General features: G+C 30.2%; 15 protein-coding genes and 2 pseudogenes. 7 read left to right on the top strand and 10 right to left on the bottom strand.

What is annotated here, in order from left to right:
* Window positions 1–4 precede the first annotated feature (4 nt).
* Complete coding sequence (locus PG912_RS09275) at window positions 5–589, bottom strand: adenylosuccinate lyase (protein WP_275687319.1); 585 nt, start codon at window positions 587–589, stop codon at window positions 5–7.
* A gap of 62 nt (window positions 590–651) precedes the next feature.
* Here PG912_RS09275 and PG912_RS09270 point away from each other — a divergent pair, with 62 nt between their 5' ends.
* The 4 genes from PG912_RS09270 to PG912_RS09255 all read left to right on the top strand — a co-directional run bounded on the left by PG912_RS09270 (window position 652) and on the right by PG912_RS09255 (window position 4393).
* A complete protein-coding gene (locus PG912_RS09270) occupies window positions 652–1350 on the top strand; it encodes a toxin-antitoxin system YwqK family antitoxin (protein WP_275687318.1) in 699 nt (232 codons plus the stop codon).
* A 66-nt stretch (window positions 1351–1416) separates the two neighbouring features.
* Entirely contained in the window at window positions 1417–2628 is a 1212-nt protein-coding gene (mnmA, locus tag PG912_RS09265; protein WP_275689036.1) for a tRNA 2-thiouridine(34) synthase MnmA, read from the top strand.
* A 92-nt stretch (window positions 2629–2720) separates the two neighbouring features.
* Window positions 2721–3452 (top strand): toxin-antitoxin system YwqK family antitoxin, encoded by a 732-nt coding sequence (locus tag PG912_RS09260; protein ID WP_275687317.1) that lies wholly within the window; start codon window positions 2721–2723, stop codon window positions 3450–3452.
* On the top strand, window positions 3452–4393 hold the full coding sequence (locus PG912_RS09255; protein ID WP_275687316.1) for an NAD(P)H-dependent flavin oxidoreductase: 942 nt from the start codon (window positions 3452–3454) through the stop codon (window positions 4391–4393). Before PG912_RS09260 ends, PG912_RS09255 begins: the two co-directional genes overlap by 1 nt.
* Window positions 4394–4461: 68 nt before the next feature.
* Here PG912_RS09255 and ribB read toward each other — a convergent pair whose 3' ends face one another.
* From ribB to tpx, 6 genes are all read right to left on the bottom strand, one after another.
* Entirely contained in the window at window positions 4462–5604 is a 1143-nt protein-coding gene (ribB, locus tag PG912_RS09250) for a 3,4-dihydroxy-2-butanone-4-phosphate synthase (protein ID WP_275687315.1), read from the bottom strand.
* 2 nt (window positions 5605–5606) lie between these two features.
* Window positions 5607–7055, bottom strand: coding sequence for an LptF/LptG family permease (locus tag PG912_RS09245; RefSeq protein WP_275687314.1), 1449 nt, complete (start codon window positions 7053–7055; stop codon window positions 5607–5609).
* 89 nt (window positions 7056–7144) lie between these two features.
* A complete protein-coding gene (locus tag PG912_RS09240; RefSeq protein ID WP_275687313.1) occupies window positions 7145–7798 on the bottom strand; it encodes a LolA family protein in 654 nt (217 codons plus the stop codon).
* Between the two features lie 39 nt (window positions 7799–7837).
* Entirely contained in the window at window positions 7838–10144 is a 2307-nt protein-coding gene (locus PG912_RS09235) for an FtsK/SpoIIIE family DNA translocase (RefSeq protein WP_275687312.1), read from the bottom strand.
* A gap of 140 nt (window positions 10145–10284) precedes the next feature.
* Window positions 10285–10665, bottom strand: a complete 381-nt coding sequence (locus tag PG912_RS09230; protein ID WP_275687311.1) for a diacylglycerol kinase family protein — start codon at window positions 10663–10665, stop codon at window positions 10285–10287.
* A gap of 6 nt (window positions 10666–10671) precedes the next feature.
* Entirely contained in the window at window positions 10672–11169 is a 498-nt protein-coding gene (gene tpx / locus PG912_RS09225) for a thiol peroxidase (protein WP_275687310.1), read from the bottom strand.
* 173 nt (window positions 11170–11342) lie between these two features.
* Between tpx and PG912_RS09220 the strand changes: the two genes are divergently transcribed.
* Both PG912_RS09220 and PG912_RS09215 read left to right on the top strand, forming a co-directional pair.
* Entirely contained in the window at window positions 11343–12674 is a 1332-nt protein-coding gene (locus PG912_RS09220) for an MATE family efflux transporter (RefSeq protein ID WP_408648416.1), read from the top strand.
* Window positions 12675–12695: 21 nt separating this feature from the next.
* A complete protein-coding gene (locus PG912_RS09215; RefSeq protein ID WP_218772832.1) occupies window positions 12696–12920 on the top strand; it encodes a hypothetical protein in 225 nt (74 codons plus the stop codon).
* A gap of 105 nt (window positions 12921–13025) precedes the next feature.
* On the opposite strand, the gene PG912_RS09210 is transcribed toward PG912_RS09215, so the two are convergent.
* From PG912_RS09210 to PG912_RS09200, 3 genes and pseudogenes are all read right to left on the bottom strand, one after another.
* Window positions 13026–13862, bottom strand: a complete 837-nt coding sequence (locus PG912_RS09210) for a metallophosphoesterase family protein (protein ID WP_275687308.1) — start codon at window positions 13860–13862, stop codon at window positions 13026–13028.
* Window positions 13859–14632, bottom strand: coding sequence for a hypothetical protein (locus PG912_RS09205; RefSeq protein WP_275687307.1), 774 nt, complete (start codon window positions 14630–14632; stop codon window positions 13859–13861). The genes PG912_RS09210 and PG912_RS09205 overlap by 4 nt, the downstream gene beginning before the upstream one ends.
* A gap of 277 nt (window positions 14633–14909) precedes the next feature.
* Window positions 14910–17118: pseudogene (locus tag PG912_RS09200) on the bottom strand (endonuclease MutS2).
* A gap of 37 nt (window positions 17119–17155) precedes the next feature.
* On the opposite strand from PG912_RS09200, the pseudogene ung reads away from it, so the two are divergent.
* A pseudogene (gene ung / locus PG912_RS09195) lies at window positions 17156–17817 on the top strand (uracil-DNA glycosylase).
* Window positions 17818–17833: the final 16 nt, after the last annotated feature.

Here is a 17833-nt window from a genome sequence, read left to right as displayed (position 1 = left end):
AGTTTTAAAAGCTCGTTTTTTGTTTTTCAATCATTTCTAAAATATATTTTCCGCGAGCTTTACAGCCTTTACTTTCGTGAATGATTTTTGTTTCAATAAGGTGTTTTAATTCAGGATTCACCCAGTCTTTTTGTAATCCGAATAAATATAAGAAAGTCATAGTATAAGCTCTAACGGCTATTTTTTGATCCGTAATTAACCAATCAAATCCAGTTTCAATAATCGCATCAATATGACTTTGTGTTAAAGTAGTTTTAGTTTTATTGCCTTTTTTTGAAGTAAAAGCATTAGCTAAGTGTTCGCAAATTTTAGCGCAAGGACGCACAGCACTATCAAAACGGACGATTGAAATATTTGTAGTAAAACGATCTAAATAAGGTAAAATATGTTCAATTCCGTGATGCGTACAAATCCATTCTAATACCCAAGCAGCCTTAATTGAGAGCTTAACATTTACATTAAAAGTTAAATCAACTAAGTGTTTTATTAAATTTGGTTGTGCTAATACAATATTAGCAGCATTATCTCTGTTTACCCTAGCAGGGTTTTTCATGTCATTTAAAACAGAAATTAAAAAATCGATACTCATATTGGTACGGTTTGTGTATTTTTGATTTTAGTAAATTATCAAATTAAATAAAAAAACTATCAATGCTAAATATAAAGAGGATATTTTCAACAGTACTTTTATTATCAGTTTTTTTTATGGTTTCTATAGAAGCTCAGAAATTAAACAAATTAGATGCCAATGGAAAAAGAACTGGAGTTTGGAAAAAGAATTATGATAATGGAAAAATTCGTTATTCAGGTGCTTTTAAAGATGGTAAAGAAGTTGGCGTTTTTAAATTTTATAATATTACATCGTCTACCATACCAACAATTGTAAAAACATTTGTTAAAGATACTGCATCGGTTAAGTTTTACAATGAATTAGGTACGCTTAAAAGTGAAGGTAAAATGATAGGGAAAAACCGCATCGGTAAATGGATTTATTATTTTTCGAACGGAAAAACTTTTTCTGAAGAAGAGTATAAGGATGGGAAACTAGATGGAACTCTTAAAAATTATTACCCGAACGGAAATATAACTCAAGAAACATCTTATAAAGACGGTAAAAAGAATGGAGTCTCTAAAACATTTACAGATTCTGCAATTTTAATTGAAGACGTATTTTATGTAAACGGAAAGTTAGAAGGAGAAGGTAAATACTACGATTTAAAAGGAGGTATAAAGGAAAAAGGTATCTACAAGAACGGAAAAAGAGTTGGAAAGTGGGAGTTTTATATGGATGGTGAAATTGTTGATAAAAGAAAAAAAGAAAAACTATCTGACTTAAAGAATGGTAATTAATAGCAATCAATTAAATTGATGATTCTATTAGTTTTATCCATTATAAAAACAGAAACTTATTCGTAAATTTGCAGCTTACAAAAGTATAGAATGAAAAGAGTAGTAGTAGGACTTTCGGGAGGTGTAGATAGTAGTGTAACCGCTTATTTATTAAAAGAACAAGGATACGAAGTAATCGGTTTGTTTATGAAAAACTGGCACGATGACTCGGTAACGATATCTGATGAATGCCCTTGGTTAGAAGATAGCAACGATGCAATGATTGTTGCTGATAAATTAGGAATTCCTTTTCAAACGGTAGATTTAAGCGATCAATATAAAGAACGTATTGTAGATTATATGTTTAATGAATACGAAAAAGGACGTACACCAAATCCAGATGTTTTATGTAATCGAGAAATTAAGTTTGATGTTTTTATGGACATCGCTTTAAGTCTTGGTGCCGATTATGTAGCAACGGGTCATTATTGTAGAAAAGATGAAGAAGTTATTGATGGTAAACCTGTTTATAAACTTTTAGCAGGAAAAGATAACAATAAAGATCAATCGTATTTTTTATGTCAATTATCGCAAGAACAATTATCTAAAGCAATGTTTCCTATAGGTGAATTAACTAAGCCAGATGTTAGAGAAATTGCAAAAAAAGCAGATTTAATTACTGCGGATAAAAAAGATTCTCAAGGATTATGTTTTATAGGTAAAGTTCGATTGCCAGATTTTTTACAACAAAAATTACAAACTAAAGAAGGAGTAATTGTACAAATTCCTTCAGATTTTGAACAATATACGCGTCCAATTCCGAAGTTTGAAAGCAAAGAAGCTGAACTAAGTTATTTTTCGACAAAATTCTCATACAAAAAAGAGGATGGAAAAATAGTAGGTAAGCATCAAGGAGCGCATTATTTTACAAAAGGGCAACGAAAAGGATTAAATGTAGGAGGAACCAAAGAAGCTTTGTATGTTATTGAAACGGATGTAAACGAAAATGTAATTTATACAGGTGAAGGTAAAAATCACCAAGGTTTATATCGAAATGTATTATTTGTATCTAACGAAGAGTTGCATTGGATTCGTGAAGATTTAGGATTAAAATATGGCGAAACAATGAAAGTTGAAGCTCGAATTCGTTACCGTCAACAATTAGAGAAAGCAACCCTTCATAAAGTTGAAAACGGATTGTATGTTGAATTTGAAAATCCGCAATCTGCTATTCAAGAAGGACAGTTTGTAGCTTGGTATATAAACGAAGAACTTTTAGGTTCGGGAGTAATATCATAGATTGCAAATAAGAAAAGAAAAATATGAAAAAGGTATTGCTATTATTAATCTTATTAGTGAGTTTTAAAGGTTACTCACAAAAAGATTCTATTGTGAATTTTTTAGATAAAAAAGGAAAGATTACAAAAGATAAATCAAAAGCAAGGTCTTTTGAAATAATTACAAAGAAGTCAGACTCTTTGTGGTTTGTTAGAAAGTTTCTAAGAAGTGGGAAATTGTATAATTATACCCATTATAAATCAAAAGATAAAAGAAATAAAATTGGCGAGTCGGTTAATTTTAACAAGTATGGAAAAATGACTTCTTTATTATATTACAATGATAAAGGAGAAAAACATGGAAAAGAAACACGTTGGTTTGACAATGGAAATAAGAATATAGAGGCCTTATATTTAAAAGGAAATAAAGAAGGGGTTTGGAAATTATATCATTATAATGGATCAATTGCCAGTAGAGGTGTTTTTAAGAAGGATTCCCTATTAAAATCTACTTTCTATAATTTGCAAGGAAATAAAATTGATTTTAAATATGATGATTTTAAGATTAAAAAACCAAAATTTAAAGGTGGGAATAAAAAATATATTGATAAACTAAAAAAGTTAATAAGAAATATAGACTTTAAGGTTAAAGGAAAAGTGAACGTTTATTATGTAATAGATACTAAAGGAAGGATTAAAGATGTTACTATAGACGAGGAGCTTCCCACTAAATTAAAGAAACAAATAATCACTTTTTTTGAAAATATAGAAGGTTGGATTCCTGCCACACATTTAAATAGAACAATTCCATTTAATTTTTCTCAACCATTAAACTTTAGAGGGTAATGCAAAACAAAATCACACAACTTTTTAATATTAAATATCCAATTATTCAAGGAGGAATGATTTGGGTTTCTGGATGGAAATTGGCATCTGCAGTTTCTAATGCAGGCGGATTAGGTTTAATCGGCGCAGGGTCTATGTATCCTGATGTATTGCGTGAACATATTCAGAAATGCAAAAAAGCAACCGACAAGCCTTTCGGCGTAAATGTACCAATGTTATATCCTGATATTGAAAAAATCATGGATATCATTATTGAAGAGGACGTTAAAATTGTTTTTACATCCGCAGGAAACCCTAAAACTTGGACCTCTCATTTAAAAGAAAAAGGTATTACAGTTGTACATGTTGTAAGTTCAGTAAAGTTTGCTTTAAAAGCCGAAGCTGCAGGTGTAGATGCTGTGGTTTGTGAAGGTTTTGAAGCAGGAGGACACAACGGACGTGAAGAAACTACTACGCTTACCTTAATACCAATGGTAAAGCAAGAGGTTAAAATACCTGTGATCTCTGCTGGAGGAATAGGATCGGGTAGAGGAATGCTAGCGGCGATGATTTTAGGAGCAGACGGAGTGCAAATTGGTAGTCGTTTTGCAGCTACTATAGAGTCTTCTGCTCACGATAACTTTAAGAAAACAATTGTAGCTGTTAAAGATGGTGGAACACAATTAACATTAAAGGAATTAGCGCCAGTTCGCTTGGTTAAAAATAAGTTTTATAATGAAGTTCAAGAGTTGTATCAAAAGAATCCATCTATAGAAGATATTAAAGAATTGTTAGGGCGAGCAAGAGCCAAAAAAGGAATGTTTGAAGGCGATTTAGAAGATGGAGAGCTTGAAATTGGACAAATAGCAGGAATTATAAATGACATAAAATCAGCTAAAGAAGTTATCGAAGAGATAGTAACAGAATACGAAGAGGTTAAATTATCAATAACCAATTTATAATTAGTGAAATTTACAAAATAAAAAAGGAAGCTCTAGAGCTTCCTTTTTTATTTTGTAAAATGTATGTCTTAGTAATTTACGTAGTCTACAATTTCTAATCCGTAACCAATCATACCAACACGTTTGGTTTGTTTTGTGTTAGAAACTAAACGTAATTTATGTAAGTGTAAATCGTGTAATATTTGCGCTCCAATACCAAAATCTTTATTGTCCATCACAACATTAGGAGCCTTCATTTCTCCGTTTGCTTGGTTTTCTTTTAAACCTTTTAAACGGTTTAATAAGTTTAAAGCTTGATTTTCTTGATTGATAAAAACAATAGCTCCTTTACCTTCTTCATTGATGACATTAAACATTTGGTCTAGTTTTTTGTCTGCATTGTTAGTTAAAGTACCAAGAATATCATTGTTAATTAAAGTTGAATTAATTCGAGTTAAAACAGCATCATCTTTTGTCCAATTACCTTTAGTTAAAGCGATATGGATTTGTTTATTTGTAGTTTGTTGGTAAGCTCTTAAACGAAAGTCACCAAAACGAGTTTTTATATTAAAGTCTTCTTTCTTTTCAATTAAAGAATCATGCTCCATTCTATAGGCAACTAAATCTTCAATAGAAACAATTTTAAGATCGAATTTTTTTGCAACTTTTAATAACTGTGGTAAACGAGCCATGGTACCATCTTCATTCATGATTTCTACAATAACACCTGCCGGTTTTAAACCTGCTAAACGAGCAAAATCAATAGCAGCTTCAGTATGACCAGTTCTTCTTAAAACACCTCCGTTTTTTGCCTTTAAAGGAAAAATATGACCAGGACGAGCAAGGTCGAAAGGCTTTGTTTCTGAATCAACCAATGCTTGAATTGTTTTAGATCGATCAGCAGCGGAAATTCCTGTAGTAACACCTTTCCCTCTTAAATCAACAGAAACAGTAAAAGCGGTTTCCATAGGGTCAGTATTATTATGAACCATCATATTTAGTTCTAATTCTTTACATCGATCTTCGGTAAGCGGAGTACATATTAAACCTCTACCATGCGTTGCCATAAAGTTAACCATTTCAGGAGTTGTTTTTTCTGCAGCTGCTAAAAAATCTCCTTCATTCTCGCGATCTTCATCATCTACAACAATTATAACTTTTCCGTCTTTAATGTCTTGTATAGCTTCTTCAATAGTATTTAATTGAACTTTAGTTGCTGTTTGTGTTGCCATTGTTATGTTGTTTTCTCTTTTTTAGAGAATATGTTTTTAAATGTATTGATAATTGAGGTGAAAAAACTTTTAAAATCGAATAAACCTTTGTCTTTACTAGCTCTAATAGTTAATGTTATAGCCAAAGGTAGCATTAATAATACACTTAGCCAAGAACCAAAAATAGCTGTAACCGAGCTTTCTTCTGCTAAATTCCTACCAAAAGTGTTGGTGAAAAAATAGAGTACATAGACCGCTATTGCAAGAATCATAGGTAACCCCATTCCACCTTTTCTAATTATAGATCCTAATGGAGCTCCTATAAAGAAAAGTAATAAGCAAGAAAGTGAAAAAGCAACTCTGTTATAAAATTCAATATCGTATAAATTTAGGTACTTTCGTTTTCTCTTGATAGTTTCTTTATTTGACTTGATATTATTTAAAGTACGGTCAATTTTAGAAATCGAACTTCTTAAAATAATGTTCACTTCTCTTGGTTTAAAATTTTCAAGAGTATTTAATGAAAGCTCTTTATTTATTATAGAATCAGGATATGAATGTAAATCGTCTACATCAATACTTAAAAATAAGTTTTTAGCTCTACTAGAGATATGGCTGTCATAATTTTTCTTCATCACAGGTATCGTATCTTTAAGTTGATTTAAACTCAACATATTGTATTGTGTTTTATACCTTTCTTTTTCTAAATCATCACCACTTAAAGAAGAAATATCGATGTTAATAGTATACTCGTCAAAATAAGCATGTGAGGCAGGCATTTTTTGTTTCTCTTTAATGGGTGCTCCATTTTTTATATGATGTTCAAAATAATAACCATCTTCTAAAATTAATGTCATGTATCGACTGCCTTCATCAGAAATTATTTTTCCTTTTTTTGCGGTTATAATTTTATTGTTTCCTTTTCTATCAGAAAGATCGTAAATAATAACTTTTTTAAGAAGATTGTTTTCTTCACCGTATTTTTCATCAAACTTAATTTGAAAGTTAGGTAATTCCGTATTAAAACTTCCAGCAACCAAGGCAATTGAAGGTTGTTTCTTTTTAATATTAACTTTCATGTTTAGCTGTTTTAACATTGCATACGGGTATACATTGTTTAAAAAAACAAAGTTTACAGCACTTAAAATAATTGTTAAAATAATTAAAGGACGAACCATTCTTGGTAGTGAAATACCAGCAGATTTTGTTGCCGCAAATTCATAATTTTCAGATAAACCACCTAAAGTCATGATTGAGGAGAGTAAAACACCGATAGGCAATGCTTGGGGCGCCATAAGAAGCATGGTGTACCAAAGAAATTTTAAGATAATAACAAGGCTTATTCCTTTACCAGCAAAGCTATCAAAAGCAAGCCAAAGTACTTGCATTACTAAAACGAATAGTATGATTAAGAATGTTGCGAAAAAAGGCTGTAAGAAGCTTTTTAAAATATATTTGTCTAATGTTTTCACAGTAGCAAAGGTAGTGGGTTAAATGGATAAAAGAATAAAAGTTTTGTTAATGATTTTTAGTACTATTAACAAAACTTATATTTTAAAACTTAATCGATAAAATATCCTTTTTTTAGATACTTTTCCTTATCAAAAGAAAATAGATTTTTAGAAATAGGTTGATTACTTTTAAATTTGGTAATCGTAAACGTTGTTTCAGCTCCATTAGCTCCTATTTGTACTAATTTATAGATGTGTTTTGTTTTCGCATCAATACCTAATTGAACTTTTACAATATCAGAATTACTGTCGATAGGTGTTAAGTTAATAAATTGTATTTTTCGACCATTACTATTATTAAGCTTCCCCATAGAGTAATTATAACCTTCTTTGTAAAAAGTTAATAATTTAGATGGGTAAATAAAACCATCTTCCTCATCTAAGTTTCCGTTTGAAATATTTACTTCCTTTTCTTCTTGATTAATTACAACTAGTTTTTTACCATCAAAAACAAAATTGTTACCTAAATAATCTAAGTTATATTTTTCGCCAGAAAGAGTTATTTCTCCTCGTATTGGTGGATCGTTAGTAATACCAGCTTCTCTGTTGATTAGAGAAGAATTAAAGCCAATAAGCATGTTATTGTAAGCCCCCATTTTACTAGAAACTTCATCTAATAACTGTTCAGCTTGTGCAGAAGTGTTTTGACCGATAGCGGTTACACTAATAAATAATCCAATAAATAATAATGCTAGTTTTTTCATTTTATACTTTTTTCCGTTACGGGAATATTTTTATAACTATTAATTTTTTTCGTTTTCTAGTAATTGTTCTAAAGCAACAAAATCAGGAACTAGAACTTGTCTAGCTTTACTTCCTTCAAAAGAGCCTACAATACCAGCAGCTTCTAGTTGATCTATTATTCTACCAGCTCTATTGTATCCTAATTTTAATTTACGTTGCAATAAAGATGCCGAACCTTGTTGTGCTGTAACAATAACTTCAGCCGCACTTTTAAACAATTTATCCCTGTCTGCAATGTCTATATCAACATTTGTGCCACCTTCTTCTCCTACATATTCTGGTAATAAATAAGCTTCAGGATATGCGCGTTGAGAGCCAATAAAATCTGTTATTTTTTCAACTTCAGGTGTATCTACAAAAGCACACTGAATTCGGTTTAAATCATTTCCAGCAGTATATAATAAATCTCCACGACCTATTAATTGATCTGCTCCACCCGCATCTAAAATTGTTCTAGAATCTATTTTAGAAGTTACTCTAAAAGCGATTCTTGCAGGGAAATTAGCTTTAATAATACCTGTAATTACATTTACAGAAGGTCTTTGGGTAGCTACAATTAAATGAATTCCGATGGCACGAGCTAATTGCGCTAAACGAGCAATTGGTGTTTCTACCTCCTTACCAGCAGTCATAATTAAATCGGCAAATTCATCAATTACTAAAACAATATATGGTAAAAACTGATGCCCGTCATTCGGATTTAATTTACGTGCTTTAAATTTAGTATTGTATTCTTTAATATTACGAACCATGGCATTTTTAAGCAAGTCGTAACGATTGTCCATCTCTATACATAAAGAATTCAATGTGTTTACAACTTTAGCAGTGTCCGTAATAATTGCATCTTCACTATCAGGTAATTTTGCCAAGTAATGACGCTCAATTTTATTAAACAATGTCAATTCTACTTTCTTCGGATCTACCAAAACAAACTTAACCTCTGCAGGGTGTTTTTTATATAATAGAGAAGTTAAAACAGCATTTAAACCTACTGATTTTCCTTGACCCGTAGCACCTGCCATTAATAAGTGTGGCATTTTAGCTAAATCAACCACAAAGGTTTCATTAGAAATTGTTTTACCCAAAGCAATAGGAAGCTCCATTTGAGATTCTTGAAATTTCTTTGAAGCAATAACAGAATGCATAGAAACAATCGTTGATTTTTTATTGGGAACCTCAATACCAATAGTTCCTTTACCAGGAATAGGTGCGATGATACGAATACCTAAGGCAGAAAGAGATAAGGCAATATCATCTTCTAAATTCTTTATTTTTGAAATTCGAATACCAGCTTCAGGAACAATTTCATATAATGTAATTGTTGATCCTACAGTTGCTTTAATTTGAGCAATACCAATTTTATAGTTTTTAAGTGTTTCTACAATTCGGTTTTTATTAGCCTCAAGTTCTTCCGGATCTATAGAAATAGTTTCGTTATACTCTTTTAATAAATTGAAAGTTGGGAATTTGAAGTTTCCTAAATCTAAGGTAGGATCAAATTCACCAAAATCTTTAACTAACTTATCAGATAAGTTTTCAGTAACACTTTTTTCCTCAGAATTTTGTTCAATAGCAATTTCAATCTCTTTTTTTGTTTCTTCGGATACTTTTACTAAAGGTTCGCTTTTTAAATCGACATTTAGAGTAATTTCTTCCTCTTTTGATTCCGTAGCGGTTTTTACTTCAGAATGTTTTGAAATAGTAGGTTGTAAATTTTCTACAGATAATTCAAATCCAGATTTTGATTCTGAATCTTTTTCCTTAACAGGTGCTACAACAGTTCCTTCATTAGCGATTGCTATGTCTACTACTTTGTTTTCTTTAGCTGTTTTTACTTTTTCGCTAATTTTTTCTGGAGTAATACTAAAACGAATAATTAAATAAGCAATTAAAAAGAAAAATAATAAAATAATTAATCCTGTTTTTCCTAAAAATGTTTGTAAGTATTCGTTTAATTCAAAACCAATAATACCAGACAAAAGGGCATTCTTTTTTTTAACAAACCCTAGTGAAATAGATAACCAAAGCATTATTAATAAACCCCAGTTCCATGAAATTACGATTCTTTTTAAATTGGTTTGAAGTAAAATTCTTGCTCCCGTTAAAAATAACGTAATTGGTATAATAAAAGCACCTAATCCAAAACCTTTGTAAATAAGAAAGTTACTTAATATAGCGCCAATTTTTCCTAATAAATTTTTACTAGGAATTGCTTTGTTAGAGAATTGCGATAAAGCACTTTGATCTTCTTGCCAAGAGAAGAAAAAAGAGATAAATGCAACAGTTAAAAATATTGAAAAAAGCACTAAAAAAGCACCTAAAATAGTTTGATTGTGTTTGTTAGAAAAAAAGAATAAACTTTTTTTAACGAATTATTTTTAGGTTGTTTCTTTTGAGTGGTTGTCTTTTTTTTTGCCATGTATTTAGGTTAGAAATAAATTGAATGTTACAATATAGCTATTATTTTAGGAAGATAAATTATACCTGCAATAATCAATGAGGTAAAGGCTGCAAAAGCGGGTGCGCCAGCGGCAATATCTTTTATAAAACCTATTTTTTCATGATAGTCAGGATGTACAAAATCAGCTACTTTTTCAACAGCAGTATTTAATGCTTCAGCCACTAAAACCATTCCGATAACTAAAGTTTGAAGCATCCATTCATTCATAGAAATATTAAAATAGAAACCTAAAACAGTAGCAATAAAGCCAAAAAAAAGTTGTGCTTTAATGCTGTCTTCAGTGGTAATTAATAACCACATTCCTTTTAAAGCAAAGGTCATACTACGCAACCTTCCTTTAATAAAACCATCATTAGGATTTTTCATGAAATATTATAAAGCTTTTAAAGCTGTTTCATAATTTGGTTCATCAACAACCTCACTTACTTGTTCTGTATATATAACGTTTCCTTCTTCGTTAATTATAACAATACAACGAGAGTGTAAGTTTGCTAAAGGACCATTTGTAATTTCTAAACCATAGTCTTTACCAAATTTTCCAGTAGCAAAATCAGATAACATAATTACGTTTTCAATTCCTTCAGCACCACAAAAACGACCTTGTGCAAAAGGTAAATCTTTAGAAATACATAAAACTTTTGTATTGTCTAAACCTGCAACTTTTTTATTGAATTCTCTAACAGATGCTGCACATGTTCCAGTATCTACACTAGGAAAAATATTTAAAATTAATCTACTACCAGAAAAATCATTTAAATTTTTAATTGATAAATCTGTTGCAATTAATGAAAAGTCAGTTGCTTTACTACCGTTTTCTGGTAAATTTCCTGTTGTATTTATTGAATTTCCTTTTAATGTTATTGTAGCCATTTTCTGTTTGTTTTTATAAAAATCAAAGGTAATTAAATTAATTAAAAAATGAAGAAGATAAAGATAGCGGACTATTAAAAAAGTTATCTTCGCGTTTTGAAATACAATACCTTTTGAACTTACAACAATACACATCAGAATTTAAATACAATCTAAAGCTTGCAGCCCCAGTAATGTTAGGAATGTTAGGGCATACCTTTGTAAGTTTTGTAGATAATATTATGGTAGGGCAATTAGGAACGGCAGAGTTAGCAGCTGTTTCTTTAGGAAACAGTTTTATGTTTATTGCCATGTCTTTAGGAATCGGATTTTCTACAGCAATTACACCTTTAATTGCCGAAGCAGATTCTTCTAACAATTTTAAAGAAGCAAAATCTACCTTCAAACACGGTTTGTTTTTATGTACCACTATAGGTATTTTAATGTTTCTATTGGTTTTCTTATCAAAACCTTTAATGTATTTAATGAAGCAACCTGTTGAAGTTGTTGAATTAGCAATTCCGTATTTAGATTTGGTTGCTTTTTCTTTAATTCCGATGATTGTTTTTCAGGCATTCAAACAATTTAGTGATGGTTTGTCTATGACACGTTACCCAATGTATGCTACAATTTTAGCGAATGTTTTAAATGTAATTTTAAATTATTTGTTGATTTTCGGAAAATTCGGCTTTCCAGAAATGGGAATTGTAGGTGCTGCATACGGAACCTTATTTTCTCGATTTGTAATGGTCTTTCACCTTTGGTGGATTTTAAAAAGAAAAGAACGCTCAAAGTTACTGGTAACTAATATCAAATTATTTGTACTCGATAAATTAATGCTTCGTAAAATAATAAATTTAGGTGCACCAAGTGCTATGCAAATGTTTTTTGAAGTCGCTATTTTTACGGCAGCCATTTGGTTAAGCGGATTGTTAGGTAAAAATGCACAAGCAGCAAATCAAATAGCCTTAAACTTGTCCTCAATGACATTTATGGTCGCTATGGGATTAGGAGTTGCCTCTATGATTAGAGTAGGAAATCAAAAAGGATTAAAAAACTTTATAGATCTTAGAAGAATCGCTTTTTCTATCTTTTTATTAGGGATAATATTAGCAATAGGATTTGCAACGATATTTTACCTATTTCACAAATCGCTACCTAATTTATATGTAGATTTAAGTGATGCTGAAAACTATGCGGATAATATGGAAGTAATGAAGATTGCAGCAAATTTATTAATAGCTGCAGCCATTTTTCAAATATCAGATAGTATTCAAGTTGTAATATTAGGAGCATTAAGAGGGTTACAAGATGTTAAAATACCAACAATAATTACTTTTATATCGTATTGGATTGTAGGTTTTCCTATCAGTTATTTTTTAGGAACTGAAGAAACTTATGGTAGTTTTGGTATTTGGTTAGGTTTATTAGCAGGTTTAACAACAGCATCTATTTTACTTTTTATTAGATTTAACAGATTAACTTTAAAATTGATTGAAAGAAACCCCGTTGTTGGGGATAAATAAAATATAAATAATACGTTTTTTATGAATTTACCTAAATTTTTATTAGCAGATAATAGCAATCATCCAGAAGATATTTTTGTATTACATACAGAATTTCCACGTTTTTTAATCAACTTAAAAGACGATGAAGTAGAATGGTTTGAAGATTTAACAGGAGAAACAGAAGAAGATATTACTACCGAATTAGCCGGTTTAATGGATAAGGCAGGAGAGTTTTATGATAAAGAAATGGAAGGTTTAGAATAAGTTTCTTTTTAAAAATTTATTTTCCAATATAAATTGCTAGCTAAAACTTATTTAAATAAGTTTTAGCTAGCAATTTTTGTTTAGTAATAAGTTAAGAGAAAATAGTTAAAGTTTAATAAAATTATAATCAATTTTTTCTTCTGTAAAAATAAGTTTTAAATAATTCGGAGTTTTATTATCATCTTTCAAGTCATCCACGACAATGTGAGTTGTATTACCCAAAGTAGCAGTGTTTTTCTTGTGGTCATGACCAGTAGCTACCACGTCTACACGATGTCGTATAAATAAATCTAATAAAACTTGCACCTCTTCGCCTATAAGCGGTAAATTAGATTTTGAATCTAAGCGAAATAGACTGTTATGAGTAAATACATTACAGTATCTGTAATCTTTTCTTTTCGCTTCTAAAAGTTTTTTAAACCATTTTAGTTGTTTGTCACCTAAAGTTCCTCCACCAGTATCTAAACAAATAAAAAGATCGCTTGCAGTAGGAGTATTTACAACAAAGTAATAAGACGATGAGCCAAATAAAGAATAAAAACTTTTCCAACCATCATAATATAAGTCATGATTTCCTGCAATAGGATAGTACATTAGCAAATCTTTTGATGGAATGTGTTCTGCAAAAAAATCATAATCATCTTTACGGCCAGATGTTAAATCACCTAATAATACTGCAGCTGTGGCTTCTTTGTCTATGGCTTCTTTAAAGAAAGCATCTATACCTTTTATCCCGCCAACATGAGAATCTCCCATTAAATGTAACGCATATGTATTTTTATTTAAGTTTAGTTCAGAATACCCATATTGTTCATTCCAGTTAAGAGATTGCTCAAAACGTTTGTTTGCATCTTCATAAGAGGTGAAAAAACCGCGAAATTCATTATCGTCACAAGATAATAAAGTGAGTAATAAGCAAGGTAATAATATTTTTATTTTCATATTTTCCATTTTATACCTCCTCTAAAAAAATAACCAAAATGATTAGCACTGATATTAAAAATACCCGAACGTCTATACCATGAATCAAGATATAAAGTTAGATTAGGTTTTATTTTATACTTCATTTGTAAATTAATACGAGGATGAACCAATTGATCAATTGCATAATAATCAAAATTAGTAACAGAAAAACCAACATTCCAATCACTATCATGATTTTTTAGGAAGACAGTTAATAAGTACATTACAATATAATCTTCATGCAGTTTACTATTTGATTTATCAATATTGTATTTTTTTCTGGCTTTTGAATTTATTGTATACGTTTTAAAATTTGTACCAATTTCAAAAAGAATATGTTTAAGCTTTTTTGTTTCTAACCTTATTCCGTAATTGGTTTCATAAAGTAAGTCTGAAAATCTATTTAGCATAAAAAAACCTTTAACATCAAAAGAAAAGTTTTTAATAAAAAACTTTCTAGAACCTATAATATCAAACCCAGTAAGTGTGTTTGGATTACGACTCTTTAGATCAAATTGTATTCCAGTTTCAATATTATATTTTTTATACTGATAATTACCTCTATAAGCATTTTTTATATATACACCTTCTGATACATTGTTTTCACCAATATCTATAAAAGATTCGAGTTCTAACTGTGCATTCATACTACTAATGATAATTATGATCATCAATGTTGTTAGTGAATGTTTTAATTTATTTTCTTTGTTGTATTGTAGTTTTTCTTTATTCCAATTATTTCTACACATCGTAATCAAAATTAGTGAAATCTCCCTAATAATGTAATGAATGTATTTTAAGAACTTGTTAAGGATAACAAGTGTTTTATAGTTTTTTTTAAGTAATAGAATCATGTTTTTGATTTCCTCGAATTAATATATTAGTAAGTTTAGGTTAATAGTTTATTTTACTTTTTTAAGGATTTTATTTTTGCTTACTGATAACTTTAGTGAGAGGTTTTTAAGTCATTAAATAAATGAGTTAGCAAAGTTCGTTTTTTTTAATAATAAATCAAGATAAAATTAACTACTTTTTTGCTCGTTCTACCAATTCTAACTGTTCTAGTTTCGCTTTGGTAGTAAATACACCATAATTGATGAAAACATTTTTCTTTTCAATTTTATCAATAGTACCAACAGAGTTACCATCAATTAAGCGAACGCGATCATTTATTTTGTAAATATAAGCCGCTCTTTCATTGGCTATTTTTTTAGCTTCTTCTTTCTTTTCAGCTCTTACTATTACTACTTTTTGAAGTACTTCTTTTTCTACCTTTTTTATAGCTTCTTGTTGCTTCTGAGTAGTAATTTTATCTTGCTTTTTTTCTAGCTTCGTAAGTTTTTTAAGTGGCGCTTTTTTTATGCGTTTTGTTTTTTCGGCAGCAACCCATTTAAAAAAATCGGCAGATAACTCCTTTTTATTATTGGTTTGAAAATACTTATTCAACAATTCATTTGTTTTTCTACCTAAAGTAAGCATTCGTTGGTTATTGTCATACAATTCTTGAAAACCAGAAAGTTTACTTTGTAGTTTATCTTCTTTTTCTTGCAAGCTATCAATATGTTCTTGCCCTTTAGATTTCTGCTTAACCAAGCTTTCAGAAGTTTTTTGTAAACGATTACGCTCTTTCTGAAGTTTAGAAATTGTTTTATCTAATCTAATTTTTTCTGTTTCTACTCTTTTCTTGGCTCTGTTAATTAAGCTATACGGAATTCCGTTTTTCTGAGCAACTTCAAAAGTAAAAGAACTTCCTGCTTGCCCTATAAATAATTTATATAAAGGCTCTAAGGTACGTTCATCAAACTGCATATTTGCATTAGTAACATTATCTAGTTCGTTAGCTAATACCTTTAAATTAGCATAATGCGTTGTAATAATTCCGAATGCTTTTCTTTCATAAAATTCCTCTAAGAAAATTTCAGCCAAGGCACCACCTAATTCAGGATCAGAACCAGTACCAAATTCATCAATTAAAAACAAGGTATTGTCGTCGCATTTTTTCAAGAACGAACGCATGTTTTTTAATCGATAACTATAAGTACTTAGCTGATTTTCTATGGATTGATTATCTCCAATATCCGTTAATATAGTGTTGAATAATGTGGTTTCACTTCGCTCGTGAACAGGAATCAATAATCCGCTTTGTAACATCAACTGTAATAAACCAATTGTTTTTAAAGTAATACTTTTTCCACCAGCATTGGGACTCAGAAATAACAATAATTTGCTGTCTCTCGTCTAATCGAATTGTTTGAGGAAATGTTTTTTTATTCTGATCTTTATTTTTTTTCCATAATACAGGGTGATAAGCATCTTTAAAAAGAATCTTTTTCTCTTTGGTAATTTTAGGTAATAGCCCGTTAATGCTTTTCGCGTACTTAGCTTTAGCAGCAACCGCATCTAAATGTGTTAAAAAAACAATGTATTCGTTTAATAAAGGTGTAAAAGGGTGAATTTTACTAGCCAAGGCTCTTAATATTTTAACAACCTCTTGCTTTTCTTCATATATTAAGTTTTGCAATTCTCTACTATAAGCTAAAGTAGCTTGTGGGGCTATATAAACGATGTTACCAGATTTAGAAGCACCTAATAAACTTCCTTTAATTTTACGACGATGCATTGCTGTAACAGCCAAAACACGCTGATTATCTATAATAGTTTCTTTAATATCATCTAAATAACCACTAGCAATATTTCTACTTAAAGCATGTGTAAAGCTTTCCGATATTTTTCCGCGTACGTTATTAATATCTTTTCTTATTTGTTTTAAAACAGGCGAAGCGTTATCTGCAACTTTGCCGTAAGAAGTAATAATTTCTTTTATACTGTCAGATACAAAAGTAGTAAGTTCTATCTGATCACTTAAAGTAAATAAAGTAGGGTAGTAGGTTTGAAATTTTTTTAAAAACTTTTTCATTTCGTTTACAGTTTCTGTAACTGTAGCAACTCTTAAAAAAGCTTCGGTTTCTAAAAAACTATTTTCTATGGCTAATCGTTTAGTTTCTTCTGTAATATCTTCAAAAAAGTGATTCGGAAGTCTGTTTTCGTTTTCAAAAGAAGACAAGTATTCGTTTACTAAATTTAACTCGAAAAATAATTTTCTTTTATTTGATATAGGCTGAACTACAAGTGTTTTTTCTTTACCTAAATTTGTAATACAATGTTCTGCAACTTGTTCTAAAACTGTTGTGAATTCTAAATCTTGAAGTGTCTTTTCTGAAATGTTTTTAGTCAAAATAGTATATTTGAAACCGAAGCAAAAATAACAAACAATGCAACTAAATATTAGTGATAGCTGGAAAAATATTTTACAAATTGAGTTTGAAAAGCCATATTTTAAAAAATTAATCAGTTTTGTTGATAGTCAATATGATAATCACACCTGTTTTCCGAATAAAGAAGCTGTTTTTGCAGCTTTTAATCACTGTTCTTTTGATGATTTAAAAGTGGTAATTATTGGGCAAGATCCATATCACGGAAAAGGACAAGCAAACGGATTGTGTTTTTCTGTTCAAGACGGAATCAAGCATCCGCCTTCGTTAAAAAATACTTTTAAAGAGGTTGAAACAGATGTTGGAATCCCGTATGCTATTTCTGGAGATTTGTCCCGTTGGGCAAAACAAGGAGTTTTATTGCTAAACGCAACCTTAACCGTTAGAGAGGGTGAGGCGGGAAGTCATCAGCAGCAAGGTTGGGAGGAATTTACCGATGTTGTTATTAGAAAAATATCCGAAGAAAAAGAAAATGTGGTGTTTTTACTTTGGGGAAAGTTTGCCGAAAAAAAGGGAGTATTATTGATATAGAAAAACATACCGTTTTTAAAGCACCGCATCCGTCACCTTTAGGAGCTTGGCGAGGTTGGTTTGGTAGTGAGCATTTTTCTAAAACAAATGCGTTTTTAAAAAGTATAAATTCTGATATTATTAATTGGTAGAATAAAAAGAGATAAA

The sequence above is a fragment of the Tenacibaculum retecalamus genome (genome assembly GCF_027941755.1).
Lineage (GTDB): Bacteria > Bacteroidota > Bacteroidia > Flavobacteriales > Flavobacteriaceae > Polaribacter > Polaribacter haliotis_B.
This window is presented reverse-complemented; position numbering and strand designations above follow the sequence as displayed.

Excerpts from the sequence above, each read along its gene's own strand:
- PG912_RS09210 (WP_275687308.1), bottom strand. The coding sequence starts at position 13,862 with ATGAAAATAAAAATATTATTACCTTGCTTATTACTCACTTTATTATCT.
- PG912_RS09205 (WP_275687307.1), bottom strand. The coding sequence starts at position 14,632 with ATGTGTAGAAATAATTGGAATAAAGAAAAACTACAATACAACAAAGAA.
- PG912_RS09270 (WP_275687318.1), top strand. The coding sequence starts at position 652 with ATGCTAAATATAAAGAGGATATTTTCAACAGTACTTTTATTATCAGTT.
- PG912_RS09230 (WP_275687311.1), bottom strand. The coding sequence starts at position 10,665 with ATGAAAAATCCTAATGATGGTTTTATTAAAGGAAGGTTGCGTAGTATG.
- PG912_RS09215 (WP_218772832.1), top strand. The coding sequence starts at position 12,696 with ATGAATTTACCTAAATTTTTATTAGCAGATAATAGCAATCATCCAGAA.
- tpx (WP_275687310.1), bottom strand. The coding sequence starts at position 11,169 with ATGGCTACAATAACATTAAAAGGAAATTCAATAAATACAACAGGAAAT.
- PG912_RS09275 (WP_275687319.1), bottom strand. The coding sequence starts at position 589 with ATGAGTATCGATTTTTTAATTTCTGTTTTAAATGACATGAAAAACCCT.
- ribB (WP_275687315.1), bottom strand. The coding sequence starts at position 5,604 with ATGGCAACACAAACAGCAACTAAAGTTCAATTAAATACTATTGAAGAA.
- PG912_RS09240 (WP_275687313.1), bottom strand. The coding sequence starts at position 7,798 with ATGAAAAAACTAGCATTATTATTTATTGGATTATTTATTAGTGTAACC.
- PG912_RS09255 (WP_275687316.1), top strand. The coding sequence starts at position 3,452 with ATGCAAAACAAAATCACACAACTTTTTAATATTAAATATCCAATTATT.
- PG912_RS09220 (WP_408648416.1), top strand. The coding sequence starts at position 11,343 with ATGTTAGGAATGTTAGGGCATACCTTTGTAAGTTTTGTAGATAATATT.